The sequence below is a fragment of the Streptomyces sp. NPDC005494 genome, from assembly GCF_042872025.1.
Taxonomy (GTDB): domain Bacteria; phylum Actinomycetota; class Actinomycetes; order Streptomycetales; family Streptomycetaceae; genus Streptomyces.
Window position 1 is genome coordinate 204,964 of the sequence record NZ_JBIAJR010000007.1, and the last position, 24,587, is coordinate 229,550.

Sequence of the window (24,587 nt, forward strand, 5' to 3'; positions counted from 1 at the left end):
TGCCGCGCGTGAAGGTCCGGCGTCCTCCTCGACGCCGCGTGGTCACGGGGACGGCCCGCCCCGGCGGGGCGGGCCGTCCCGGTCAACGGGTCAGACGCGGTCCGCCGCGATCAGGAGGTACTGGAAGGACCCGTCCTTGTAGGAGTTGATGAACGCGTCCTCGATCCCCGTCACCAGCGACGACGTGGCCCGCAGTTCCCAGTAGGGCAGGGTGTCGGGGGTGAGGTCGATGACGGTCTGCGGCACGAGGCGGTTGTCGGCCATGGCACGCAGGTACTCCCGGCGCGAGTGGATGTTGCACTCGAAGTGCGCGTTGATCTGGGAGACCCACTTGGAGGGCTGGCCGTACCGGGGGTTCCAGCAGCCGGTGACGGTCACGTAGCGGCCGCCGACCGAGAGGATGCGGGAGTGCTCGGCGAAGAGGTCCTGGAGGTCGACGTACATGCTCGACTCGTTGTTCCACGAGCCCGCGACCGACCCGGTCTCGAAGGGCGTCGCGAGCATGTTGCAGACACGGGCGCGGACGTGGTCCTGGACGCGCAGTTCGCGGGCCCGGCCGTTCGCGAAGTCGGCCTGCTTGGCGGACAGCGTGACCCCCTCGACCTTGCAGCCGAAGCGCTGATGCGCCATCACCATCGAGCCGCCGCGCCCACAGCCGGCGTCCACCAGGGTGTCGTCACGCCCGATGTCACCGAGGTGGCCCAGGAGGTAGTCCGCCTGAGCCGACTCCAGACGGTGCAGTTCGGCGATCAGCTTCTTCTCGCTCGTGCTGTCCTCGGGGTCTCCGAGGGCGGAACGGTCGACCTCACCGATTCCGTAGTGATGGTGGTAGAGCCCGTCGACATCGCCGAGACGCAGGTTCACCGGCCTGGCCTCCCCGTCCCAGTAGCGGGCGATGTCCCCCTGGTAAGGCGTCGAAGGCCCGGGGATGCGCACCGAGGGAGAGGTGGCGGCGGCGGTGGCGAGTTCGGTGTGCGTCACAGATGAATCCATTCTCTTACCAGAAATCGGGAAGGCTGTAGCGATAGGTGTTGGACCGGTGCCAGTGGTGGTTGCCGTCGACCCACGCGGTCACGCCCCTGAGGAAGCGCTGCACACTCGGGACGGGGCACGCCTCGGCCAAGGCGGAGGCTTTCCTTTCGAACGCGTGCATGAGGTCGTTGTGGACCTCGACCGACTTCAGGTAGGCCTCCCGGTCGGAGAGGCCCTCCCGTTCCGCGATCACCACGGGCAGGTTCAGGTGCTGCCCGGGCGAGTCGAGTTCCTTGGTGTACGAGTACAGGTCGTTGACGATCGTCGTCGCGTTTCCCGCGAGGGCGATGACCTCCTGCATGGCCGGCCGGGCGTGCAGGTCCGCCGGCAGCTCGTAGCCGCCGACCGTGTCGGTGATGGTCGGGCAGGGGCGGAAGTTGTTGAACTGGCGCATCGCCAGGTACTCCCACACCTCAGGGACGTGGTCCAGCTGCGCCCAGGCCGCTTCGGCGAGATACCCCATGTGCAGCCGGGCCATGTCGTGCCGGAGCCGGTCCGCCTGGGATGGGCCGGCGGCCCCGACGAAGTACTCCATGGCGGAGCGGTAGGCGCGCCGGGGCGCGTCCGCGTGGAGGGACTTCGCCCATGCGGGCTGGTACTCCTCCGTGGTGTGCAGGGGGTCGAGGGCGGTGTGCGCCAGCAGAAGGCGTTCGCCCAGGCCGACGGGTGAGCCCCCGTGGTCCTCGCAGTAACAGTCGTCCACCGCGTTCTCGGCGACCATGAGGCGTGTGGCGAGCATCAGGTGGTCGACGGTGGGCGCGTCAGGATGACAGGCGACCATGTACCGGCCCACGGAGAAGCCGTCGAACTGCTCCTCCCAGTCCTCGGGGTACAGGGACACCTCGTCCAGCGCCCAGGCCTTGATCCTTCGGCTGACCTCCTCGACCCGCACCGGGTCGGGCTCGGGCACGGGGTGGTGGTACAGCCCCGGAACCGGCCGGCCTCCCGCAGGGTCCGCCGACGGGGCCGGAGACGCCGAAGGCTCCTCCCGCAGGATCAGGCGCAGGCCCGCCGTGCCCAGGCCGCTGGGGCCACGCAGGATCCGTTCCAGGCCGGGGCCCGGCGCTGCCGCCTCGACTGCCGGAACGGCGAGGGGAGGCGGGGCGGGTGCGGACTGCGCGGGCGGGGCCGGCAAGGAAGGCGTGCGGGGCAGGCCGCCGGTGGCGGCCCCGAGATCGAGGGCGCGGGCCGCGGCGGAAGCCAGTACGTGCGAGACGGCCTCCGGCAGGCTCGACTGTGGCGGCGGCAGCTCAGGCTCGGGCATCCATGACTCCTTGGTGGGGTGGCGACTGTCCCGAAGCCCTTCCGGGGCGTGCGCGACCGCCCCGGAAGGCTTCGGGGTGTCGCATCGGGTCCTTCGGGCCGGGCCCGTTACCTGGGCCAGTGGGCGATCTGTACGTTCTCCAGCACGCCGACCGCGTCCGGCACGAGGATGGCGGCGGAGTAGTAGGTGCTGACGAGGTAAGACGTGATCGCCTTCTCGTCCAGGCCCATGAAACGGACGGACAGCCCCGGTTCGTACTCGTCCGGCAGCCCGGTCTGGCGCAGACCGATGACGCCCTGGTTCTCCTCGCCCGTACGCATGGCGAGGATCGAGCTGGTCTTCTCCTTCGTGACGGGGATCTTGCTGCAGGGGAGGATCGGGACCCCGCGCCAGGCCGGGACCTGCTGGCCGCCCAGGTCGACATGGTCCGGGTAGACCCCGCGCGCGTTGAAGCCACGTCCGATCGCCGCGATCGTCCGGGGATGCGCGAGGAAGAACTTGGTGCCGCGGCGCCGGCAGAGCAGTTCGTCCATGTCGTCCGGCGTCGGCGGACCGGAGTGCGTCTGGATGCGCTGCTTGAAGTCGGCGTTGTGGAGCAGGCCGAACTCCCGGTTGTTGATCAGCTCGTGCTCCTGGCGCTCGCGCAGCGCCTCGATCGTGAGCCTGAGCTGCTCCTTGGTCTGGTCCATCGGCCCGTTGTAGAGGTCGGCGACCCGCGTGTGCACCCGCAGAATGGTCTGGGCGACGGAGAGTTCGTACTCCCGCGGCTTCAGTTCGTAGTCGACGAAGGCGCCCGGCAGTTGGTGCTCGCCCAGGTGGCCGGCGGACATCGCGATCTCCGCCTCGCCGCGGTGGTTCTGCCGCTGCTGGGAGAGCGAGGAGAACTCGTCGACGTGGGCCCGGAGGGTCGGAGCCGTGGAGAGCACGGCCACGAAGTCGGGCCGTGACAGGGTGAGCAGTGTGCCCGAGGTCTCGGCGGTGGCGGTGTGGTCCCACCGGGCGTCCTCGTCCAGCAGGGCGTTCTCCCCGAACCGGTCCCCGTCGGCGATCACGTCCAGGGCGACCTCGTCACCGTAACTCCCCACGGAGGTACGGCTGATGCGTCCATGGGCGATCAGGTGGAGCTTGTCCGCGGACGCCCCGCGCTCGACCAGTGTCTCCCCGGCGCGGAAGTCGCGTTGCACGCACCGGTCGGCGAGTGCGGTCAGCACCTCCACGTCGTCGAAGCCGCGCAGCAGGGCCAGTTCACCGAGCTCACGGGGGATCACCCGGACATGGGCGCCGTCCTGGACGAAGTCGACGGTCCCGTCGCCGACGGTGTAGGTCAGCCGACGGTTCACCCGGTAGGCCCCGCCCTGGGTCTCCACCCAGGGGAGCATGCGCAGCAGCCAGCGGGAGGTGATCTCCTGCATCTGCGGGGCGGACTTGGCCGTGTGGGCGAGCTTGCGGGCAGCCGTCGTGCTCAGGCTGGATTGGCGGGGCGGCTCCGGTCGCACTTCCGGGGTCGAGCCAACAGTCATCGGGCACGCTCTCCTTGGTCAGGGCGGTGACACGCGAACATGGGCACCCTCGGGCAAAGGGAGGGATAGGGGGCATCTGGAGGGGAACCCGTCCAGATCCAGGTGAACACTAATGGCCCCTTCCGCCCCCGCACCAAGGAAAGTTGCCGACATTAACTCGATACGATGATCGCGTCCGCCTGATGTTTGTCCCGGTAGCGGCTGGATTCAGCGGTGGGTGAGCTCGTCCTTCGCGATCAGAGCCGTCCTGAGCGCCCGCGAAGCGCCCCCCGAAGCACCCTGGTTCGCGATGGTCACGCAGTGGTGCCATCCCGGGAGCCGGTCGCGCGTGACCTGGCCGCACGGGGCCCCGGATTCACCCCGGGAGCCTGCTTCACGCGGCCCCGGTCCCACGTCGCCCCGGCTCCACGCGGCCGGGTCGCCCCGCCCCTGCCCCGGCGTCCGGGGGAGCCCAGGTCAGTCCGTGAGCCCCAGTGCGCCCGCCGCCTGGATCGCCAGCCAGACCTCGGCAAGGGCGCTCGTCGACGTCAGGTCGCGGTCGGCGAGGGTGCCGAAGCGGCGCAGCCGGTAGGCGAGGGTGTTCGGGTGGATGTGGAGCGCGGCTGCGGCCGTCTCCGTGCGGCGGTCGCGCTCCATCCAGGTGCGGGCGGAGACCAGCAGGCGGGAGTCGTGGGCCTCGTCGTACCGCAGGACCTCGCCGAGGACGTGCTCGACCAGTGCGGTCAGGACCGCCGGGTCGTCGGGCAGCCACCGGCCCGTCGCGTCGTCGCCGTACCGGACGAGGGCCCGGCCCGACTCCACCGCCTTCGAGACGGCCCAGAGCGCCTCCCGCTCGGCGATCTTCAGTGCGACGCCCGGCGAGAAGGGGCGGCTCATCCCGGCCGCCACCCCCGGCACCTCACCGACGGCCGTCGCCAGCTCCGGGGCCCCCAGGACATAGCGGTCCTCGCCCCGGGTGAGCAGCAGATGGGGATGGTCCTCCAGGCAGCTCAGCAGCGCCTCGTCCGTGGTGTTGCGGACGACGAGGAGCGCGGCGTCGTCCGCGATCGCGTGCCGGGCGAGACGGCGGCGGGCCGCCTCCGGGTCGAGCACCTCCTGGAGCAGCTCGGCCAGCGTCTCCGCGCCCTCGCGGCGCAGCACCTCCCGCTCGTTGCGCACCATCGCCAGCCGCAGCGCCGCCACGGTGGCGATGTGCTGGACGACGGCGAGTCCGGCGGGCTGGGCGCCCTGACGTTCGTACGCCACGAGGAATCCCGCCGGTCCGCCGGGCGCGGGCACCGGGAGAACGAAGCCGCCCGGCACCGTCGGTGGGGCGTCGACCGAAGCGGGCAGGACGCCGGGGTCCGGGGTGGGTACGCCCGGCAGGAGCGGGCGGCCCTGCGGTGTGCAGAGGTGGACGTCGTAGCCCGACAGGCCTTCGAGCCTGCGCAGCAGTGCCGGGGTGTCGAGATCCTCGGCGACCAGCCAGCGCAGGGATCCGAAGACCTGGAGCTGCGCGCCGAGCCGGTGGCGGGCGTCCTCCTGGACGGAGGCGGCCACCTCCTGCGAGACCGCGATGAACGGCACGGCGAGCGGTACCTCGAGGACCGGGAAGCCCCGTTCCTCGGCGGCCTCGAAGAACGCGTCGTGCAGCGGCGGCATGTGCAGCTGAGCCGACAGTGCGAGAGCGGAGACGCCCGCGTCGTCCAGCCGCTCCAGGTAGGAGCGCTGTCCGGCAGCACCACGAGGCACCGCCAGACCCGTCGTCATGATCACCTCGGCACCCAGCAGCCAGGGTGTGGGATCGGCCAGTTCGCTGGCGTGCGCCCAGGACACGGACCGGCCCAGGCCGCGGCTGCCGGCCTTCACCGAGAGCTGGAGGGCCGGGAAGGAGAGGAGATCCTCGACGGTCAGTTTGTTTCCAGCCACATGGCGGAGCCTACATCTTTGTGGTGGACACAGTTGTCGCTGATCATCCGGGGGCCACAGACTGCTGGAACGCCCCAACGCATGAACGGAAGGTGGAGCGTCCGTGACGACCTCGATCACCGAAATCGAGACACATGGTGTCGAGCGGATCCCGGACGAGGACCGCACGGCCCGCCCGATCGATCTGTTCCGGCTCGCCTTCGGCGGTGCCAACACCTTCGCGACCTGTGTGCTGGGCGCGTTCCCGATCCTCTTCGGGCTCTCCTTCTGGCAGGGCCTCGCGGCCACCCTCCTCGGGCTCGTGGCGGGTGCGCTGCTGCTGGCGCCGATGGCGCTGTTCGGACCGGCCAACGGCACCAACAACGCCGTCTCCTCCTCCGCGCACCTGGGTGTGCACGGCCGGGTGGTCGGTTCCTTCCTCTCCCTGCTCACCGCCATCGCGTTCTTCTCGATCTCGGTGTGGTCCTCGGGCGACGCCCTCGTAGGCGGCGCGCACCGGCTCGTGGACGTTCCGGAGTCGGATCTCAGCTACGGCATCGCGTACGCGGTCTTCGCCGTCCTCGTACTGATCGTCTGCATCTACGGTTTCCGCTTCATGCTGCTGGTCAACAAGATCGCGGTGCTCGCGGCGTCCGCCCTCTTCGTGCTCGGCGCGTTCGCCTTCGCCGGCGACTTCGACCCGGGATACGCGGGAGCCTTCGCCTCGACGGACGATCCGCTGTTCTGGCCCTCGTTCATCGGCGCGGCACTGATCGTGCTCTCCAACCCGGTCTCCTTCGGGGCCTTCCTCGGCGACTGGTCCCGCTACATCCCCGCCGGGTCCCCGCGCCGCAGGGTGATGGGGGCAGCCTTCCTCGCCCAGATCGCCACCCTGCTGCCGTTCCTCTTCGGCCTCTGCACCGCGTCGGTCATCGCGTCCCAGGCCGCGAAGTACGTCGACCCGGCCGCCCCGAACTACGTGGGCGGGCTGCTGGCCATCTCGCCCGGCTGGTACTTCCTGCCGCTCTGCCTGATCGCCCTGATCGGGGGCCTCTCCACCGGCACCACGGCGCTGTACGGCACGGGCCTCGACTTCTCCAGCGTCTTCACCCGCTTCAGCCGGGTCCAGGCCACCTTCTTCATCGGCGTACTCTCCATCGCGTTCATCTTCGTCGGCCGCTTCGCGCTCAACCTCGCGCAGTCCATCTCCACCTTCGCGACGCTGATCATCACCTGCACCGCGCCGTGGATGATCGTGATGGCCCTGGGCTACGTCACTCGGCGCGGCTGGTACGACGCCGAGGCGCTCCAGGTCTTCAACCGGCGCCAGCGCGGTGGCCGCTACTGGTTCACGCACGGCTGGAACTGGCGTGGCATGACCACCTGGCTCGTCTCGGCCTCCGTGGCACTCCTCTTCACCAACCTGCCGGGCCAGTTCGTCGGCCCGCTCGGTGACCTCGCCGACGGTGCGGACATCTCGCTGCCCGTCGGCCTCGCCCTCGCGGCCGTCCTCTACCTGACCCTGCTCGCCGTGTTCCCCGAGCCGCGCGCCGTCTACGGCCCGGACGGACCCCGCTTCGTCCGGGCCTCGGACTCGCCGGTGCCTCCGATCACCGGCGGCACCGAGGAAAGCGCCACCGAGCCCGCCGCGGCCCACTGAGCCGCGCCCACCCCCGACCGCGACACGGGGCGGCCCGGCGCCGGACGCCGGACCGTCCCTGTCCAGGAGCTGATCATGAGCACCACCACCGTCCAGGAGGTCCGGGCCGCCGCGGGCGCCCTCGTCGCCGCCTTCTCCGAAGGCCGCCTCGACGACTACTTCGGCGCCTTCGCCCCGGACGCCACCTTCGTCTTCCACACCACCCCCGAGCGCCTCGGCTCCACGCAGGAGTACCGCGCCCTCTGGCAGCGGTGGGTGGACCAGGACGGCTTCCGCGTCCTCGGCTGCACCTCGTCCGCGCAGCTGATCCAGCCCTACGGCGACACGGCCGTCTTCAGTCACGACGTGGAGACACGGGTCGCGACGAACGCGGGCGAGGAGACGGTCCACGAGCGGGAGACCATCGTCTTCGCCCGCGCCGAGGACGGCGGCTGGACCGCCGTCCACGAGCACCTTTCCGCCCGCACCACCGCCTGACCTGGAGAGACGTTCCATGAGCACCACGTTCCGCAACTACATCGACGGTGCGTTCGTCGACGCCTCGGACGGCCGCACCCTCGACGTGGTGGACCCCACCACCGGTGCCGTCTACGCGACTTCCCCGCTCTCGGGCGCGGCGGACGTCGACGCGGCCATGGCCGCCGCCGCTGCCGCCTTCCCGGTCTGGCGCGACACCACGCCGTCCGTCCGCCAGCGCGCGCTGCTGAAGATCGCCGACGCGATGGAGGCCCGCGCGGACGAGCTGGTCGCCGCGGAGAGCCGGGACACCGGCAAGCCGCTCCACCTCACCCTCAGCGAGGAACTCACCCCGGCCGTCGACCAGGTGCGCTTCTTCGCGGGCGCGGCCAGGATGCTCGAAGGCCGCTCGGCCGGCGAGTACACGGAGGGCCTCACGTCGATCGTCCGGCGCGAGCCGGTCGGCGTGTGTGCCCAGGTCGCGCCCTGGAACTACCCCCTGCTGATGGCGGTGTGGAAGTTCGCTCCGGCGCTCGCGGCGGGCAACGCGGTCGTCCTCAAGCCCTCGGACACCACCCCGGCCTCCACCGTGCTGATCGCGGAGATCATCGGCGGTGTCCTCGCGGAGCTGGAGCTGCCCCGGGGCATCTTCAACGTGGTCTGCGGCGACCGTGACACCGGCCGCCTGATGGTCGAGCACCCGACCCCGGCCATGGCCTCCATCACCGGCTCCGTACGCGCCGGCATCCAGGTCGCCCAGAGCGCCTCCAAGGACGTCAAGCGGGTCCACCTGGAACTCGGCGGCAAGGCGCCCGCGGTGATCTTCGAGGACGCCGACCTCACGAAGGCGGTCGAGGACCTGGTGGTCGGCGGCTTCTTCAACGCCGGTCAGGACTGCACGGCCGCGACCCGCGTCCTCGTCCAGGAGTCGGTCCACGACGAGTTCGTCGCCGCGCTCGCGAAGGCGGCGGCGGACACGAAGACCGGCCTGCCGGACGACGAGGACGCGCTGTACGGCCCGCTCAACAACGCCGGCCAGCTCGCGCAGGTCAGCGGCTTCGTCGAGCGTCTGCCGGAGCACGCCAGAATCGAGGCGGGCGGCCACCGGGTCGGCGAGGAGGGCTACTTCTACGCCCCGACCGTCGTCTCCGGCCTGCGCCAGGACGACGAGATCGTCCAGAACGAGGTCTTCGGACCGGTCATGACCGTCCAGTCGTTCACCGACGAGGCCCAGGCCGTGGAGTACGCCAACGGCGTGGAGTACGCCCTGGCCTCCTCGGTGTGGACCAAGGACCACGCACGCGCGATGCGGATGTCCAGGGACCTGGACTTCGGCTGTGTGTGGATCAACACCCACATGGCCCTGGTCGCCGAGATGCCGCACGGCGGGTTCAAGAAGTCCGGCTACGGCAAGGACCTCTCCGCGTACGGCTTCGAGGACTACACCCGGATCAAGCACGTCATGACGTCGCTCTGACCTCCGGGGACGTCGCTCCGACCTCCGGGAACCCGACGGCTCCCGTCGCCCCGCCCGGCACGGACCGGGCGGGGCGACGGGCAGGGCGGGCCGACGGGCCGCCCGGACGCCCGGCGCGGCGGCGTCGCCCGCTCAGGTGTCCCGGCCCGAGGCCGCGGCCGCCCGACCGCCCGCGCCCAGGAGGCCGGTCGAGGTGAACTCCGAGCGCATCAGCTCCTGCCGGGACACCCGGGCGACCAGGCCCGGCAGGAGAGCCCGTACGGCCTGCACCCCGCGCAGCCATCCGGGGACGTACACGGTGGGCGCGCGTCGCTCGACAGCGCCGACCAGCACGTCGGCCACCTGCCCCACGGGATACACCTTCCGTGCCGGCGGGGGCATGTGGGCCCGCAGCTCACGCAGTACCGCGTAGCGATCGGCGTCGCGGATCATGTCCGTGTCGGTCCAGTTCAGGTACGCCGTTCCCACACCCACCCCACTGGGGGCCAGCTCGGCGCGCAGGGAGTGCGCGAAGAACTCCACCCCGGCCTTGGACGCGCAGTACGCACTCATCATCGGCGCCGCACCGATCGAGGCCAGAGAAGCGATCTGCAGGTAGTAGCCATGGGTGTCGAGCAGATGGGGAAGGAACGTCCGCGCGGTCACGGCGCTGCCGATCAGGTTGACCTCGATCACGCGGCGCCAGATGGCCGGGTCGGAGTCGGCGAAGGGACCGCCGTCGGCCACCCCCGCGTTGGCCACCACGACCGAGGCGGGGCCGAGCCGGCGGCGTACCGCCGACGCGACGTCCCGCATCGCCGCGTCGTCCGTCACGTCCACGTGCCAGTAATGCGCCTCGGTCGGAAGGCCGGCGGCCACCTCGGCGAGCGCCTCCTCCTCCAGCCCGAGCAGTGCGACGCGGGCACCACGCTCGGCCAGCCGTCCGGCGACCGCTGCCCCCACCCCTCGGGCGGCGCCGGTCACCACGACGGTGCGGTCTCGCAGAACGTGCTTGTCAGCGCCCACCGGAACTCCCTGGGAAGTCGTCGGATCGGTCAGAGGCAGGAACGACCGGAACCCGTGCCGGACCCCCGTCGGCGCACATGTTTCCGGCCCGTCGGGTCCTGCGCCTGCGGGGCGGGGCGCTCGGGTGACCGGCGCCCGGTGCGTCCCGGGCGGACCTCATGTGCCCGAGGCGCTCGAACCGCCGCGGCCCCGACGGTTGAGCAGCCGCTGGGCGCCGGTCAGCGCCGCAGTGGTGCCGCGCGTGGACCGGATCGCCGCACGGGCCGCGTTGGCGCCGGGCGCACCGTGCACGCCACCGCCCGGATGCGCCGAGGCGGAGGCCAGATACAGCCCTTTCAGCGGGGTCTCGGGACGGCCCGTGCCGGGCACCGGCCGGAACACCAGCTGCTGGTGCAGCGAGGCAGTGCCCCCGTTGATCGCACCGTTACGAAGGTTGCCGTCCGCCGCCTCCAGCGCGGGCGGCGCCAGGATGCGCCGGGCGCGGACACGGCTGCGGAAGCCCGGTGCGTAACGCTCCACCAGCTCTTCCACCCGGTCCGCCATCGTCTCGCACTCCCCGGCGTCCCACCCGCCCGACAGACCGTCCGGACCTGCATCGCCCTTCACCCGGTGCGGCACGTGCGTGTAGGCCCACGCCGACTCCGTGCCCAGCGGTGAGCGCGTCGGGTCCGAGGTGGTCATCTGCCCCACCAGGAGGAACGGCCGGTCGGGGATCAGTCCCCGGGCGATCTGCGCGGCGAAACGTGTCAGGTCGTCCACCCCGTCGGCCAGATGAACGGTGCCGGCGGAGGCGGCCGCCCGCGCGTTCCACGGGACCGGCCCGTTCAGCGCCCAGTCGACCTTGAACGTGGCGAAGTCCCACTGGAAACGCCGCATGTCGTCGATGAGCCCGGGCGGCAGATGTTCGGGCGCGACCAGCGACCCGTACAGGCAGGGGGCCGACACGTCGGCCAGCACCGCTCTGCGCGCGGGCACCGCGTCCCCGGGCCCCGTGCGGACACCCACGGCACGGCCCCGCCGTACGACGACCTCCGTCACCGGCTGCCCGCACCGTACGGTCCCCCCGCGTCCCCGCAGCCGCCGTACGAGAGCCGAGGTGAGGGCCCCTGCCCCGCCGGCCGGTACGGGAAAACCGTGAGCCTGGCCGAGCATGGACATCAGCCAGCCGTAGCCACCGCTGCCGGCGGCCTCGGGAGCCAGGTCGGCGTGCAGGGCGTTGCCGGCCAGCAGCAGCCGCCCTCCCTCCCCGGTGAACTCCTCCTCGCCGAACCTGCGCACCGGGAGGATCAGACTGCGGGCGAGCCTCAGTCCGCCCGCCGCCCTCAGCCGCGCCGCCAGCTTGCCTCCCGCGAGGACCGGCGGAAAAGGCGAGAACAGGGCGCGGACGATGTCGTCCCCCAGCCTGTCCCAGATGCGGCAGAGCTCGAGCCAGTTCTCCCCGTCGCCGGGCGCGAAGCCGTCGAGTCCTTCGGCGGTCACCCCCCGGGCACGGTCCAGCACGGCACAGCGGCCGTCGGGCAACGGGTGCGCGAGCACATGGGGAGCGTGGCTCCAGCGGAGCCCCTCCCGGTGCAGATCCAGCCCGGACAGCACCGGAGACGCCGCGGCCAGCGGATAGAACGAGCTGAACAGGTCGTTGACGTACTCGGGATGGACCCCGCGGTCGCTGCGCACCGCGCCGCCCGGTTCGTCCTGTGCTTCCAGGACCTCCACGGTCCATCCGGCATCGGCGAGCACATTGGCCGCGACCAGACCGTTGGGGCCGCTTCCGATCACCACGGCGTCGGGCACGGCGCCTCCCCTCGGCCGGTGGGACGGCGCCCGCACGGCGGGACGAGGTGGTGACGGGCGGCCATGGGTTCTCCTCACGTCGTCTGCCGGAGGTTCTTCCGTGTGCTGCGCTGCCGGAGGGCCGGCTTCCCCACCCGCAATTACAACCCGTATCGGGCGGTCGCGCCGCCCGGCACAAGCCGCGCGCGTGATCCGGCGACGACGTCTGTCATGCCTCGCCCGTCAGCCGTCAGCCGTCAGCCGTCAGCCGTCAGCCGTCAGCCGTCACCGGTGAGGGTCAGACATCAGCCGTCGCTCGCGAGCGGCCGACGTGGCGGTCACCCGCCGCCCGCCACCCGCCGCCTGCCAGCCACCGCCCGCCACCCGACAGCGGTCACCCGTCACCCGTCAGCCGGCGTCCGCTCGACGGCGGCGGGGGAGACGTAGGCCGCGGCGAGCTCCTCCGGGGTCCGGGGGCCGGGCGCCGTGGCGTCCAGCAGCCCGTGGGAGCGCAGCAGCTGAGCGGTGGCGATGCCCCATGGCAGCCGCAGGCCCGCCTCCCGCAGCAGATCCGCGCGACCCAGCACCGTGGGCGCGGGCCCGGAGCGGACACCGGCCGAGGTGAGGACCGCGCAGTCGTCGGCCCAGCGCAGTGCGAGATCGACGTCGTGGGTCGCCATCACCACGGTGGTGCCGCTCTCGCGGAGGGTGCCGAGCGTGGCGAGCAGCCGTTCCTGGCCGTCGGGGTCGAGCCCGGCGGTCGGCTCGTCGAGGATCAGCACGCGGGGCCGCATCGCCACCGCCCCCGCGATGGCGGTCCTCTTGCGCTGTCCGTAGGAGAGGAGATGGGTGGGCCGGTCGGCCAGGGCGGTGATGTCGAGGGCGGCGAGCGCCTCGGCCACCCTGTCCCGCACCTGCCTGTCCGGCAGGCCCAGGTTCAGCGGCCCGAACGACACGTCCTGGGACACGGAAGCGGCGAACAACTGGTCGTCCGGGTCCTGCACCACCAGCTGCACCGTCGTGCGCAGCCGGGTCAGCCCTTTGCGGTCGTACGTCACCGGGTGGCCCTCGACCGTCAACCCGCCCTCGCGCGGGCGCAGTCCGCCGCTGAGGAGCCGCATCAGGGTGGTCTTGCCGCTGCCGTTGCGGCCGAGCAGGGCGAGCGCACGGCCTTCGCGCGCCTCGAAGTCGAGGCCGCTGAGCACGGGCGGGCCGTCCTCGTACGCGAAGGACGCACCCCTCAGGGCGAGCAGTGCCGAATCGCTCATGAGAGTGGCCTTTCCAGTGCGAGGGTCAGGACGGAGAGCGCCGCGAGGACGGCGACACTCACGGCCACGAAGCGGGGGGAGACGCGAGCCTCGGGCACCAGGACACGCAGGGTGCCGTCGTATCCGCGTCCGGCCAGCCCTGCCTGGAGTTTCGCCGCGCGGTCGAAGGCCCGGACGAACGCGGTCGCCCCGAGCCCCGCCAGGGACCGCCAGGCCGCGGCCCTGGTGGTGTGCCCGAGCCGCGCCGCCTGGGCCTCCCGTATCCGGCGCACCGCGTCGAGGAGCAGGAAACTCATGCGGTACGTCACCAGGGCGACGTCCACCACGGGCGCGGGCACGCCCGCCCGGACGAGGCGGGGCAACAGGTCGGACATCGGTGTGGTGAAGGCGAACAGCAGGACGCCGAGAGAGGCGGCCGAGGTCCGCAGCAGCAACTCCCCGGCGCGGGCAGGCCCTCCGGCGGCCGGTGAGACGAACCCCTCGGGGCCCCCGACCTGCACGAGGAGCGTGGCCGCCCCGGTGACACAGAAGCCCAGGGGCACCCGGTACGCCCGCCACAGCCGGCGGGCGGGCACCCCTGCCGGGCCCAGGAGCGCGGTGAGCGCGGTCACGAGGACGAGCGCGGCGCCGGGCCAGGGCGGCAGCGATACGGCCAGCACGGTGAGTCCGAGACCGAGCACGGCCTTGTCCAGGGGATGGCGGCGGCGCCAGCGACTGCTGTGCGCCGCCGCGTCGATCGGCAGCACGTGTCCTCAGGCCCCCCGGGCCGTGGACTCTCCGGCACCGCTCGCGCCGTGGGCCGTGTCGAGCTCTGCCCTGGTGCGCAGTTCGCCCTGCCTTCGGCCGCGCCGCAGACCGAAGTAGTAGGCGAGGACTCCGGCCCCCAGAGCGGCCTGGAGGGCGAACAGCGCGGACTCGATCTCACCGGACGGCGGTTCGTAGAGCGGGGAGAACCAGGGTTCGTAGCCGGGGTCGATCTCGGTGATCGCCGTCTCGGCCTGGGCGTCGGCACCCGTGAACGGCTCCTTCTCGTCGTCGCCGAGGCCGAGGGCCAGAGGCAGGACCGCCAGCGCGGCCACGACGAGCAGCAGCAGAGCGTTGATCTTCGTGTTCCTGGTCATCACGCCACCGCCTCGGTCTCGGTCCTGCGGGCCTTGTCACCCTTGCCGGTGAGGAAGATGCCGAGCCTGGTCAGCTCGCCCTTGCTGGACTGCACCAGAAGACGCATCACCAGCACGGTGAGCAGCCCCTCGCTGACCGCCAGCGGCAGCTGGGTGATCGCGAAGATGGAACCGAACTTGCCGAGCGCGCCCACGAATCCGCTGCCCGGGTCGGGGAAGGCGAGCGCCAGCTGCACGCTGGTGACGCAGTAGGTGGACAGGTCCGCGACGAACGCGGCGAAGAACACCGCGACCATCAGCTGGACGCCGAAGCGGCGCAGCAGCCTGTAGAGCGCGTACCCGGCCCAGGGGCCGACGACCGCCATCGAGAAGACGTTGGCGCCGAGCGTGGTCAGGCCGCCGTGGGCCAGCAACAGGGCCTGGAACAGCAGGGTGATGGTGCCGAGCACCGCCATGATCGGTGGGCGGAACAGGATGGCACCCAGCCCCGTGCCGGTGGGATGCGAGCAACTGCCCGTCACCGAAGGCAGTTTCAGGGCGGACAGGACGAACGTGAAGGCCCCGGCGGCGCCGAGGAGCAGCGTGCTCTCGGGGTGTTCCCGGACTTCACGCGTGAGTGAGCGGACTCCGTGGACGACGAACGGCGCGGACGCGACACCCCAGGCGATCGCGTGCGCCGGGGGGAGGAAACCCTCGGCTATGTGCATGGCTCAGCAGACCCTCTCCAGCACCTCGTGGATGGTTGAAATGCCTTGGCCGGTCTCCTGGCTTACGGGTGACACCGCCCGTGCTCCGCCTTCCCGGGTCCGAGGACCCAGTGGCTGCCCGTGAGGGCTGGAGCCGGACTTCCCGATCACAGTGGCGAGGGCCGCACCGGCATCACACCGATTTCCCGTTCACCAAGGCGTGGTGACACTAGTGCCAGGCCGGGGACGGTGACAAGCGGCCCCGGCCCGTACCTGCGAACGGGTGGCAGTTGCGAACCGACTCGGTCAAGGCTGCGGACAGGCGCGTAGGCACCGCTGCGTGGCTTCAGCAGGCACCGTGTGCGGCATGGTCCTCCCGCGCGATCCGCGCGTGGGTGGTCACGCACTGTGATGTGTACCACCCATACGGGTCGGCGCCGGGTGTTTGCCGCCCCGCTGATGGGTAAGGGGCACGGTGGCCGCCGGAGCCGACAATCCGGTGTATAGATCGTAAAATGCAACAGATGAGGAGGGATCGATGTCCTCGAAGCGACGTCGTAAGAAGAGGGCCCGCCGCAAGAACGGCGCGAACCACGGCAGCCGTCCGCAGTCCTGAGGACACGCCGACGCATCGGGGGGTGGCATGCGCCGCCCCCCGGACGCGTTCCTCGGACCCTGACGAGGAAGCTCTCGCGGTCCGGCGGAGGCGCCCGGCCGTGTGCGTCGGTCACGTGCGGAACCGTGCACCGAGCAGACTGACTCAGGTGCCGCGGCCGGCCCGGCCAGGCATCGGCTCGACGTCATGGAAGGAACACGTGATGGCAACGCTTCCGGAGGTGCAGGCCCTGCTGGGCGAGCCTCGGTTCAACTGGCCGGACCCGGCTCCGTGGACCGAACTCCAGCGGGAGTTCGGTGTGGAGTTCCCGGCGGACTTCCGTGAGATCGTCGACGCCTACGGCTCGATCGAGATCAACAAGCAGCTGTATCTGAAGCATCCCGCCAGTCACCTGCTGCACGACCTGGGGAGATTCATCAGGGAGAATCTCGAACTGTGGCGCGAGGAGGACATGGCGGAGTTCCTGCCGAGTCCGGTGGGGTCGAACCCCGGGGAACTGATACCGGTGGCGACAGCCACGACGGGTGAGGCGGTCTTCCTCCGCGTTCCCGAGACCGACTCGTCGCCCTGGCGGGTCGTGGTCCAGGAGTTCGACAGTCCGGCCTGGACCTGCCACGAGATGACGTTCGGCCAGTGGCTGCTGGCCTATCTCGCGGGCAACGACGTGACGTTGTGTTCCCGGAACTTCGCGCCGGACGGACCGTACTACGACTTCCTGCCCTGAGAACGGCCACGGTCGGTCCGGCACATCCCCGTCCTTCACCCGGGTCCACCACCGGGCGAACCTCATGACTGCGCAGGTGCCCCTTGTGGCACGAGACCAGGTCGTTGCACCGGTCGATGACCGAGGCGAAGAACTCGACCAACGCGCGGACGTCGCGACCGGCCCTTCGTCGCAGTACTCGTCGTCGAACGCTCAGAGCCACATGAAGAAGTCCGGGCCGGGGTGCAACCGCCACTGAGCGGCCGGGCCCCGGAGCCGATCGTCTTCGCGGCTGATGGTCTGAAGTCACCGCCATGTGCGGACGGCCGCTTCCCGGTCCGCCGGGCGGACGATCAGGCCAGCAGCTGATTGCGGTGGGAGGCGCGACGTGCGGCCGCCAGCAAGGCGTGGATCTGGGGCCCTGCCTGGTCGATGCGGGACACGGCCTTCGCGAATGGCAGGCGTGCGTCGCGGTGGGTGCCGGGGTATTCGAGGCGCAGCGTCACTCCGTAGCGGTCCATGGCCAGCGGCAGGACGCGCACGACGCGCACGACGCCTTTCTCCGGCAGCGGCTGCACGAGGCGGAGAAGCAGCGGGACGAGTTCGCCGTGCTCGTCCACGAGATGGGTCAGCATCCCCGCCTCGCTGGTGGCGATCGGGTCCGGCTCGGTCTCCTGCAACCCGTCCAGCGTGACGAACGTCCGTCCCGTGTGGTCCTCGAGAACGGCCTGGCCGAACTCCATGCAGGTGCTCTGGGTCGTCTCCGTGCTGTACCAGGTCGCGAGCAGCCCGGTGACGGTGACACGGGCGCGCATGCGGTCCCGCACGGGCGTGGGGGCGATGTCGGTGAACTCCAGCCGGACCGGGATGCGGGGGCCGGCGTGGGTTTGGCCGGACTCCTGGGGTTCGTGCAGGTGGATGTGGCCCATCGCGCCGGTGCCGTCGAGGCGGTGGATCTCGATGGGGTCGAGCCCGTCACTGACGACCGTCATGGAGTGGGCCGCCATCAGGACGGACAGCACTCGTTCGGCCGGAGTCGGCAGCGTGGCGCGGGAGTTGAAAGGACGCATCCAAGTTCTCCAGGGGAGCGGGGTGGGGAGACCTCATGGCGATTGCTTAGGTATGCCTAACCTAACTTATCTCTCCGGGCTGGGGGTAGCGCGGTGCTGTTTCCGTGAGTAATTTCGGGGCGGCACGGCCCGGGACGGCCGGGCTCATGAATGACGGGCGGCGTCGGTCCCGCCGCCTGCCCACAGGACGAGGGGGCATCGTGGCGAACCGCTGGGCCGGAGTGACGGTCGACTGCATCGACGTGGAACGCGTGTCGCGCTTCTGGAGCGCGCTGCTGGACCGGCCGAAGGGCCCGTCGATGCCGGGCTGGGTGTATCTCGGCGAGCTGGGCGACCCGCAGCCTCGTCTGGTCTTCCAGCCCGTGCCCGAAGCGAAGCAGGGCAAGGTGCGGCTGCACCTGGACGTCGTGGTCGACGACGCCGAGCAGGGAACGGCTCAAGTCATCGCCCTCGGCGGCCGGTTCACCGGCGAACGCCACGAGTACGACGAGGGAGTTGTCCTGGTGATGGCCGACCCCGAGGAGAACGAATTCTGCATCACCCAGTTCTACTGATCGGTGACGCCGGCTCCTCCCCGGGGCGCGGGTGTTCGCGTCCGTGTCAGTGGCTGCTGCCAGGATGACCCTCGTCGCCGACACCGAGGGAGCACCAGGACATGGTTGAGCAGGCAGCCCGCCACATGGCCGAGGAGATCACGGCGCATGCGCCGGACGGCTGGACCAGGGCGTTGCTCTCGGGTCACGCGGGCGGTGGCGGCAGCGGAATGACCGGCGGCTACACGGTCCCCGGCAAGCGCTGCTCACCAGGACTTCCCGCTCTGCACCCCGTGCTGACGCGACTTGCGGAAGCCGTACGCGGCGAGCGCGGCTGGGATCGGATCAGATGGGAGATGGACTGCCGGAACACCGGCACCTACACCCTCGTGACCTTCACGGAGAGGGTCGGCCGCATCTTCGAGCCCGCCGGCGGTTACCAGATCGAACTGGACCCCGGTTACCGGCTGCCCCAGGCCGGCATGAACCAGGAGCCGGGCACGGCGCCCCCGGCCGGCGACCCGGACCTGGCCGTCGCAACGCTCCGTACGTACCTGGAGCGGCGGGCCACCGTCCTCGGGCACCAGGAGGAACTGCCGCCGCCCGTCACCGTCGCCCAACTCGACGACGCCGAGCGCCGCATCGGCCGTCCGCTCCCCGCCGATCTGCGGGCGCTGTATCTGACGGCGGACGGGGACGGTATCGGATACCGGCACTGCGGGCTGATCGAGAACAACGCCTGGCTGTCACTGGAGAGCCTGGTCGCCGAGTACACCGAAGAACAGGAGTGGCAGAACCGCCCCTGGTACGGCTGGGACAACGAATGGAACGCGGTCGTCTTCGACGCGACCCCTCCCGACACCGTCCGCCGCTGCGGAGGCCACCCCGACTGGATCCGTTTCGCCACCTCCGAGGACGGCAACTACCTCGCCGTGGACATGGATCCCGCCCGGGACGGGCGCCCCGGCCAGGTCATCGCCACGGGCCGCGACTACGACGAAGGCCCCGCCCACGTCGCGGACTCCCTCACCTCCCTGCTCCAGAAGCAACTGGAACTGCTGGAGCAGGGCAGCTACGAGACGTACGACGACCACATCTCCCTCATCCGGGACGGCGAGGACTCGGGCGGCCGGCAGATCATCGGCCGGATACCTGACAAGGTCCCGGCGAGCCTTCAGGCCATCCACATCAACGACGCCACCGCACCGGTCGACCTGGCACCGCTCACCGCCGCACCCCGCCTGCGCCGCCTGCACCTCAACCGCTCCGCGACGGCCGATCTGACGCCTGCGCGGGACCTGCCGGTCGAGTCACTGCGCGTAACTCTCCACGGAGGCGACCTCACGCCGCTCGCGGGCCACCCCCACCTCTCCTCCCTCGACCTGCACACCACCGCCCCGGCCGACCTCACGCCGCTGCTCACCGTCCCCCACCTGCGCGGTCTCGACCTCGCGGGATGCGAGGCCGCCGACCTGACCGTCCTCGCTGACCTCCCCGACCTGCGCTACCTCGCGCTCGACCGGCAGCAGTGGGCCGTACTCCTCGACCACGGCAAGGTCCCGCCCGCGCTGGCAGCGGCCCGCCTGGCCGGCGCCGACGTCACCTACGAGGACGCCCTCGCCCTGGCCGCCCGTCTCGGCCTGCCCACCGACGGAGCGTTGCGTGCGGCGGGGAGGCTCTGAGGGGTCACCGGGTGGCCCGAACGGGCCTTTCGCCGTGGGGTTCGGGGCTCAGGGTGACGAAGTTGGGTAGCCTGAAGCCCAGTTCTCGGAGCCTGGTGGCGACGGAGTGAGGGGTCAGCTTCAGGGTGTCGGCGGCCAGCGCGATGTGAAACAACTGAACCGGCTCGTGGTGATCGAGCCAAGGGGCCACGGCGTCGAGATCGCGGCTGATGATGCGCAAATCATCCGGTTCGAGGGGCGGCAGGCTGGTGTCGGGAAGCAGGTAGCCGAACCGGCTGAGTCGGGAGGCGACGTGCTCAGGTGTGCACCCGGTGAGGGAGGAGGCCAAGGCGATATGGCCCGGGGGTACGGCTCTGTCGATGTTCAGCCACGGTGATCGGCCGTTGCAGTTGACGCTGATGATGCGCAAGTCGTCGGGTTCTCCCTCGGGTAGCGGAGTGGTGGGTGTGCGGAGGCCGAGTGCGGACAGACGCTGGGCGAGACGGTCCGTCGAACTGCCCACCTGAGCAGCGGTCTGGATGATCTGGGCAGGACTGATGGTCCTGTCGGGACTCAGCCAGGGAGCCTCCCCGTTCCCGTTCTCACTCAGGAGGTGCAAGTCTTCAGCTGCCAGTGACGGCAGCGGGACGACAGGGATGCGGTAGCCGAACTCGGCCAGCCGGGCGCTCACCTGCTCGGCGGACCGCTTCGTCTTGGTGACCGCTTGTGTGATGTGGGCGACGCTGACCGTGGTTTCCGGGTCGAGCCAGGGGGCCGCGGCGTCCAGATCACGGCTGAGGAGGAGCATGTCATCCTCGTCCTCCACCGGCATCGGATCGACGAGAGTGCGATAGCCGAGTGCGTTCAGGCGGCTCGTGACGTGGGCAGTGGTGTGACCGGTCCGCTGTGCCGTATGGATGATCCGCACAGGGTCGACGGGGGTGGCTGTGTCGATCCAGGGGGCTGGACCTCCTCCGAAGATCTCGCCGATGATGCGAAGGTCGCCGTCCTCCAGCTGAGGGAGAGGGGCGGTGGGGACGGGCAGGCCGAGGTCCTTCAGCCGAGAAGCGACGTCCTCGGCGGAGCACCCCGTCCCGCGAGCAGCCTGTGTGATGAGTCCGATGCTGATCGTCGAGGTGTGAGAGAACACCGAACCGGCCCAGGACATCTGGGTGCGGCCCGGCCATTCGGGCATGAGGAGGCGTATGTCAGAGGGCACGGGAAGCGCTTTTGGTGAGGATGCCGTTGTGGTGAGCCCCGGAAAGTAGCCTGCGTTCGCAAGGGCTTCTTCTCTGAACCTGCCCACGCGCGGGTCGTCCAGGGCGGTTGACCAGGGATCGCGGGCGTCGAAGGAATGCAGAAGTTCGTCCTCCGCGAAGAATCCCGATCTGGTGATGTCCACCTCCTGGCCCGCGATCCGCCAGGGAGCGAAGCCGATGCGTACCGCTTCGGCGAAGATCTCATCGGCGAGCGCAGGACTCTCCTCCAGGACCCCCGCGAGCCAGGCGTGCCGGAACACGGCGTCCTTCGCGGCGAGCAGGGCCGGGATCTCCTGGCGGAGCAACCGTTCGATCTCGACCGCGTCCGGGTTGATGATCTTCCGCCGGTCCACGGTGAGCCGCGGTGTGTGGCTTCCCGACAGGTTCACCACCGCCCCGAACCGGTGTTCGCCGGCCCACAGGCCGTCGGCGAGCACGGCGCCGCCGGTGTTGCACCACCAGACAGTGGGATTCGAACTGGCGAGCGTGACCACGCCCTCCTCCCGCACGCTGGTGGGCAGGTGAGGATCATCCGAGCCGAGGGGAGCTTCGTCGCACAGGCGGTTCGCCTCCCAGGTCAGCGACTGGCCTTCGTGGTCCTCGGCCGTGACGTCGAAGTCGGACAGCCACAGGATGCGACGCAGCACGTCGACGCAGGAGCCGACCTCCGGCGACCGGAGCCTGAGGCGGACGCTGGTGTAGGCCTCGGTGCTGCGCTCCAGGCGCTGGATCCTGAAGAGGGAACCGGGGCCGGCGATCTCGACCCGCAGGTGTTCGCCCGGCAGTCCGTCAGGGGTGAGGCGGCAGGTCGTGACGGTGATGTCGTCCGCCAGCATGAAGTAGCTCAGAACCCCCACGCCGAACTGGCTGTTGGGGTGCATGGCGATGTCGTGCTCCTGCCATCGAGCTCGCTCCTCGATGTATTCCGGCAGGTCCGCGAAGCGCATGCCGGCGTGGGAGAAGACATCTCTGAGCTCGACCTCCCCCATCCCGATCCCGTTGTCACGGCACTCCAGGTAGTGGCCCGCCTCGTCGACTCCCTGACGGAAGGTGATGTGCCCCTCGTACGCGGCCACCTGCGATCCCGTGGCCCGCAGGTAGCGCGTACGCGCGTCCCGGTACCGGCAGGCGTCCAGGGCGTTCTGGTACAACTCACGTATCGCGAGGGCGGGATCTCCGTACAGCTCCTCGCCCATCAGCAGTTCCTGGATGCGGTCGTCCGCGAGACGGAAACGCAGTTCGGTTGACTCGTACGCCAGCCGTCCGCTCTCCTCGACGGCGGGCGTCACGCGCTCGGCGGTGACGTGCAACGGCAGATTGCGCAGCAGTGCCGGCCGCTCCTCGTCCCCTGTGCTGATGTCGATGCTGGCCAGCAGCGTGTCGAGAGCCGCCGCATGCTGGCGCAGCCCGAGGTCGACCGCGAGGTGGCCGCAGGTGGCGGTGAGGACCCTGGTCCGCCCGCTCGACTCCCAGCGGACGTCGGCCAGCGTGTCATGCAGTCCTGGGAGATCTACGGCGTATCCGATGCCGATGTGGTCGACGACCACGTCGGACAGGGTAATCGGGTCGACGGCGAAGAGATGCGCGATACGCACCAGCTCGGCGAGCTGGTGCACGCGCACCCGCTGAGCGGTCTCCGCGACCCCAACACTGCGGGGGCCGACGGAAGCCTCCTCAGGCCTGCCGGGGAGCTGGGGTGAGCGCAGGAGTTGGGCCAGCAGCCGCGGTTCCAGCACATCCTCGACGAGCCGTTTCTCCCTCGGCGACCGCTTTCCCAACGGGACCGCGAGGTGGTCCAGCAGGGTCTCGACCGAGGCGGGCTCGTAGAGCCGGACCTGCCGTACCAGCCAGCGGTGGAAGAGCCACCAGCCGATGGCGTCGGAGGAGGTGCCGTCGCTGTTCCGCAGTGCGCGGCGCATCAACCGGGGCTGACCCCGCAGGAAGGCCTCGTAACTCCTCCGGCCCGGGGACGTGCTCTCCACATCGGTGAGATCGGTCGGAGCGATAGCGCTGTAACGGCTCGCGTTGTACTTCCAGAAGGCGGCGTGCAGATAGGGGTGGGTGACGAGGAGGAAAACCTCGGCGGCGGAGAGCTCGAGCTCCTCCGGGCGTGCGCTGCTGTCGAGGAGCAGGCTGTCGGTCCACTCGGCCACCCGGTCGGCGTACGACAGGGAGTACCAGGGATCGCCGGCGCAGGCTGCACTGTCCCGCGTCGAAGCGGCGGCGGCCCGCGCGGCGAGGGCGGTGGCGGTGTCACGCAGCAGGGAGAGTCCACGCTCGTCGGCCACGTAGTTCCACAGCGGGTGGTCGCGCGCCGCGGTCACCCATTCGTGGTCCTCGGTCTGCGCCTCGACCCCGACGCCGGCACCGCCCTCCGGGGCGCTGGTGTACGCGCGGTTCCGGGCGAGCACGATCTGGTGGCCGAGATCGCGGGTGCTCATCCTGGGCTGGGGGACCCGGATGCCCTCGACCTGCCGACCGTGCAGCCTGGCATTCAGGGCGTTGAAGACATCGGTCATCGTGAGGTCTGGAAGGTGCTCGCCCTGCCGTCCGCCGGTCAACTCGCCCCTGAGCCCATCGCTGAGCAGGGCGGTCAGTTCGAGGGTGAAGACACTGCCCTCGGGCAGACAGAGCGATCGCTCCGTGTCCGCGGCCGAGGTGAGGACGCAGGCACCAGTGATTTCCATGTCCAGCTGCGTGGGGGTGTGTTCGTCCGACATCGGCAGAGCCCGGCCGCTGAAGCAGCAGTCGATGACGACCACTTTCCGCTGCGCCCGCGACCCCGCGACGAGGTCACGGATGTCGCTGTACTTCACCGAGTGGTACGGCCGCCGCCCACTACTGTTCTGGGTGGCGAGGAAGAACGAGCGATCACGGCCGCCGAAGTGCCCGTGTCCCGCGTAGTAGAACAACAGGAGATCCGTGGCCTCCTCGGTCGCGTCGTGCAAGGTGTCGAGCAACTGCTGCTGGGTGCCGTCGGGCGGCACCACCGTGCAGTCCTGCTCGGCCAGCCCGCCGACGTCCTCGCTGGTGAGTAGCGAACGCAGCGCGGGAATGTTGTGCTGGACACCGCTGAGCTGCGTCAGCTCGCCGAATTCGTGGACTCCGAACAGGACTGCCCTGGACCGACGGGGAGCGGAGGTCATTCGCCGGCTCCCACGGCGGGGGTTTCGTGCAGGCGGCGCAGCAGATCGGCCAGTTCCTCGGACGAGAGATGGCTGATGTCGACGCTGGCGTTTCCGTGCACGAGGAGCTGTCCACCGGTCTCCTCGCCGTCGCTCCGCGCCGGTGCTTCGTCGCGCCTCATGGAGCGCCAGGTCACGTAGGCAAGGGCGAAGTTCGCGATGTCGACCGCGTTGCCGAGGATCACGTCGATGGCTTCGAGCACGTTCATGGTGGGGCCGCTGTCGCCACCGACCGCGGTGACCTGCACCTGGGCGGTACCGGGATCGGCGGCCAGCCACTCCTGAAGATCGACCAGCGCTTCCTCGTCGCCGTTCGCCGGAATGCGAAACTTCATCCCCCACCGTCCCCATGCGTGCGAAAGTGCCACAGACGCCGTGAGCTTAACCATGGCGTAGTCGCCCGGTGACTGAATC

The 24,587-nt window shown here is 70.5% G+C and carries 20 protein-coding genes and 1 riboswitch; of the genes, 7 read left to right on the forward strand and 13 right to left on the reverse strand.

Annotated features, from left to right (window positions below; translation table 11 throughout):
* Positions 1-90 precede the first annotated feature (90 nt).
* The 4 genes from ACFYQ6_RS21575 to ACFYQ6_RS21590 form a co-directional block, all read right to left on the reverse strand.
* Positions 91-981 (reverse strand): geranyl diphosphate 2-C-methyltransferase, encoded by an 891-nt coding sequence (locus ACFYQ6_RS21575; RefSeq protein WP_361580527.1) that lies wholly within the window; start codon positions 979-981, stop codon positions 91-93.
* A gap of 16 nt (positions 982-997) precedes the next feature.
* A complete protein-coding gene (locus ACFYQ6_RS21580; RefSeq protein WP_388764339.1) occupies positions 998-2,296 on the reverse strand; it encodes a family 2 encapsulin nanocompartment cargo protein terpene cyclase in 1,299 nt (432 codons plus the stop codon).
* Positions 2,297-2,403: 107 nt separating this feature from the next.
* On the reverse strand, positions 2,404-3,816 hold the full coding sequence (locus ACFYQ6_RS21585; RefSeq protein ID WP_388764340.1) for a family 2B encapsulin nanocompartment shell protein: 1,413 nt from the start codon (positions 3,814-3,816) through the stop codon (positions 2,404-2,406).
* Between the two features lie 456 nt (positions 3,817-4,272).
* Positions 4,273-5,724, reverse strand: a complete 1,452-nt coding sequence (locus ACFYQ6_RS21590) for a PucR family transcriptional regulator ligand-binding domain-containing protein (protein ID WP_361580521.1) — start codon at positions 5,722-5,724, stop codon at positions 4,273-4,275.
* Between the two features lie 103 nt (positions 5,725-5,827).
* Between ACFYQ6_RS21590 and ACFYQ6_RS21595 the strand changes: the two genes are divergently transcribed.
* The 3 genes from ACFYQ6_RS21595 to ACFYQ6_RS21605 all read left to right on the forward strand — a co-directional run bounded on the left by ACFYQ6_RS21595 (position 5,828) and on the right by ACFYQ6_RS21605 (position 9,296).
* Positions 5,828-7,363 (forward strand): cytosine permease, encoded by a 1,536-nt coding sequence (locus tag ACFYQ6_RS21595; RefSeq protein ID WP_361580519.1) that lies wholly within the window; start codon positions 5,828-5,830, stop codon positions 7,361-7,363.
* Positions 7,364-7,438: 75 nt separating this feature from the next.
* Entirely contained in the window at positions 7,439-7,840 is a 402-nt protein-coding gene (locus tag ACFYQ6_RS21600; protein WP_361580517.1) for a nuclear transport factor 2 family protein, read from the forward strand.
* Between the two features lie 16 nt (positions 7,841-7,856).
* Positions 7,857-9,296 carry a gamma-aminobutyraldehyde dehydrogenase gene (locus ACFYQ6_RS21605; RefSeq protein WP_388764343.1) on the forward strand — a complete coding sequence of 480 codons (1,440 nt, stop codon included), beginning with the start codon at positions 7,857-7,859 and terminating at the stop codon, positions 9,294-9,296.
* Positions 9,297-9,428: 132 nt separating this feature from the next.
* Here the strand turns inward: ACFYQ6_RS21605 and ACFYQ6_RS21610 are convergent, their stop codons facing one another.
* From ACFYQ6_RS21610 to ACFYQ6_RS21635, 6 genes are all read right to left on the reverse strand, one after another.
* Positions 9,429-10,301 carry an SDR family oxidoreductase gene (locus ACFYQ6_RS21610; RefSeq protein ID WP_361580513.1) on the reverse strand — a complete coding sequence of 291 codons (873 nt, stop codon included), beginning with the start codon at positions 10,299-10,301 and terminating at the stop codon, positions 9,429-9,431.
* A gap of 156 nt (positions 10,302-10,457) precedes the next feature.
* Complete coding sequence (locus ACFYQ6_RS21615; RefSeq protein ID WP_388764345.1) at positions 10,458-12,092, reverse strand: phytoene desaturase family protein; 1,635 nt, start codon at positions 12,090-12,092, stop codon at positions 10,458-10,460.
* Between the two features lie 380 nt (positions 12,093-12,472).
* Positions 12,473-13,339 (reverse strand): energy-coupling factor ABC transporter ATP-binding protein, encoded by an 867-nt coding sequence (locus ACFYQ6_RS21620; protein WP_388764347.1) that lies wholly within the window; start codon positions 13,337-13,339, stop codon positions 12,473-12,475.
* The gene (cbiQ, locus tag ACFYQ6_RS21625; RefSeq protein ID WP_361580507.1) at positions 13,336-14,085 is read right to left on the reverse strand and encodes a cobalt ECF transporter T component CbiQ; all 750 of its coding nucleotides are present in this window, start codon (positions 14,083-14,085) and stop codon (positions 13,336-13,338) included. The genes ACFYQ6_RS21620 and cbiQ overlap by 4 nt, the downstream gene beginning before the upstream one ends.
* 6 nt (positions 14,086-14,091) lie before the next feature.
* Entirely contained in the window at positions 14,092-14,460 is a 369-nt protein-coding gene (locus ACFYQ6_RS21630; RefSeq protein WP_361580505.1) for an energy-coupling factor ABC transporter substrate-binding protein, read from the reverse strand.
* Positions 14,460-15,167: an energy-coupling factor ABC transporter permease gene (locus ACFYQ6_RS21635; RefSeq protein WP_361580503.1), complete on the reverse strand. Its 708-nt coding sequence runs from the start codon at positions 15,165-15,167 to the stop codon at positions 14,460-14,462. The genes ACFYQ6_RS21630 and ACFYQ6_RS21635 overlap by 1 nt, the downstream gene beginning before the upstream one ends.
* Before the next feature lie 29 nt (positions 15,168-15,196).
* Positions 15,197-15,401: riboswitch (cobalamin riboswitch) on the reverse strand.
* Between the two features lie 283 nt (positions 15,402-15,684).
* Between ACFYQ6_RS21635 and ACFYQ6_RS21640 the strand changes: the two genes are divergently transcribed.
* Positions 15,685-15,762 (forward strand): 50S ribosomal protein bL37, encoded by a 78-nt coding sequence (locus ACFYQ6_RS21640; RefSeq protein WP_374104540.1) that lies wholly within the window; start codon positions 15,685-15,687, stop codon positions 15,760-15,762.
* A gap of 202 nt (positions 15,763-15,964) precedes the next feature.
* On the forward strand, positions 15,965-16,486 hold the full coding sequence (locus ACFYQ6_RS21645) for an SMI1/KNR4 family protein (protein ID WP_361580501.1): 522 nt from the start codon (positions 15,965-15,967) through the stop codon (positions 16,484-16,486).
* 332 nt (positions 16,487-16,818) lie between these two features.
* On the opposite strand, the gene ACFYQ6_RS21650 is transcribed toward ACFYQ6_RS21645, so the two are convergent.
* Positions 16,819-17,535 (reverse strand): DUF2470 domain-containing protein, encoded by a 717-nt coding sequence (locus ACFYQ6_RS21650; protein ID WP_388764350.1) that lies wholly within the window; start codon positions 17,533-17,535, stop codon positions 16,819-16,821.
* Positions 17,536-17,735: 200 nt separating this feature from the next.
* On the opposite strand from ACFYQ6_RS21650, the gene ACFYQ6_RS21655 reads away from it, so the two are divergent.
* Together ACFYQ6_RS21655 and ACFYQ6_RS21660 are read left to right on the forward strand one after the other, a co-directional pair.
* Positions 17,736-18,089, forward strand: coding sequence for a VOC family protein (locus ACFYQ6_RS21655; protein WP_388764351.1), 354 nt, complete (start codon positions 17,736-17,738; stop codon positions 18,087-18,089).
* Positions 18,090-18,190: 101 nt separating this feature from the next.
* Complete coding sequence (locus ACFYQ6_RS21660; protein ID WP_388764353.1) at positions 18,191-19,750, forward strand: SMI1/KNR4 family protein; 1,560 nt, start codon at positions 18,191-18,193, stop codon at positions 19,748-19,750.
* A 4-nt stretch (positions 19,751-19,754) separates the two neighbouring features.
* On the opposite strand, the gene ACFYQ6_RS21665 is transcribed toward ACFYQ6_RS21660, so the two are convergent.
* The gene (locus ACFYQ6_RS21665) at positions 19,755-24,134 is read right to left on the reverse strand and encodes a caspase family protein (protein WP_388764355.1); all 4,380 of its coding nucleotides are present in this window, start codon (positions 24,132-24,134) and stop codon (positions 19,755-19,757) included.
* Entirely contained in the window at positions 24,131-24,508 is a 378-nt protein-coding gene (locus tag ACFYQ6_RS21670) for a hypothetical protein (RefSeq protein WP_388764357.1), read from the reverse strand. Before ACFYQ6_RS21670 ends, ACFYQ6_RS21665 begins: the two co-directional genes overlap by 4 nt.
* Positions 24,509-24,587: the final 79 nt, after the last annotated feature.

What these genes read in the sequence shown, in the direction of transcription:
- ACFYQ6_RS21605 (WP_388764343.1), top strand. Translation starts at nt 7,857, where the DNA reads ATGAGCACCACGTTCCGCAACTACATCGACGGTGCGTTCGTCGACGCC.
- ACFYQ6_RS21670 (WP_388764357.1), bottom strand. Translation starts at nt 24,508, where the DNA reads ATGAAGTTTCGCATTCCGGCGAACGGCGACGAGGAAGCGCTGGTCGAT.
- ACFYQ6_RS21650 (WP_388764350.1), bottom strand. Translation starts at nt 17,535, where the DNA reads ATGCGTCCTTTCAACTCCCGCGCCACGCTGCCGACTCCGGCCGAACGA.
- ACFYQ6_RS21645 (WP_361580501.1), top strand. Translation starts at nt 15,965, where the DNA reads ATGGCAACGCTTCCGGAGGTGCAGGCCCTGCTGGGCGAGCCTCGGTTC.
- ACFYQ6_RS21585 (WP_388764340.1), bottom strand. Translation starts at nt 3,816, where the DNA reads ATGACTGTTGGCTCGACCCCGGAAGTGCGACCGGAGCCGCCCCGCCAA.
- ACFYQ6_RS21620 (WP_388764347.1), bottom strand. Translation starts at nt 13,339, where the DNA reads ATGAGCGATTCGGCACTGCTCGCCCTGAGGGGTGCGTCCTTCGCGTAC.
- ACFYQ6_RS21640 (WP_374104540.1), top strand. Translation starts at nt 15,685, where the DNA reads ATGTCCTCGAAGCGACGTCGTAAGAAGAGGGCCCGCCGCAAGAACGGC.
- ACFYQ6_RS21665 (WP_388764355.1), bottom strand. Translation starts at nt 24,134, where the DNA reads ATGACCTCCGCTCCCCGTCGGTCCAGGGCAGTCCTGTTCGGAGTCCAC.
- ACFYQ6_RS21660 (WP_388764353.1), top strand. Translation starts at nt 18,191, where the DNA reads ATGGTTGAGCAGGCAGCCCGCCACATGGCCGAGGAGATCACGGCGCAT.
- ACFYQ6_RS21630 (WP_361580505.1), bottom strand. Translation starts at nt 14,460, where the DNA reads ATGACCAGGAACACGAAGATCAACGCTCTGCTGCTGCTCGTCGTGGCC.
- ACFYQ6_RS21635 (WP_361580503.1), bottom strand. Translation starts at nt 15,167, where the DNA reads ATGCACATAGCCGAGGGTTTCCTCCCCCCGGCGCACGCGATCGCCTGG.
- ACFYQ6_RS21580 (WP_388764339.1), bottom strand. Translation starts at nt 2,296, where the DNA reads ATGCCCGAGCCTGAGCTGCCGCCGCCACAGTCGAGCCTGCCGGAGGCC.
- ACFYQ6_RS21600 (WP_361580517.1), top strand. Translation starts at nt 7,439, where the DNA reads ATGAGCACCACCACCGTCCAGGAGGTCCGGGCCGCCGCGGGCGCCCTC.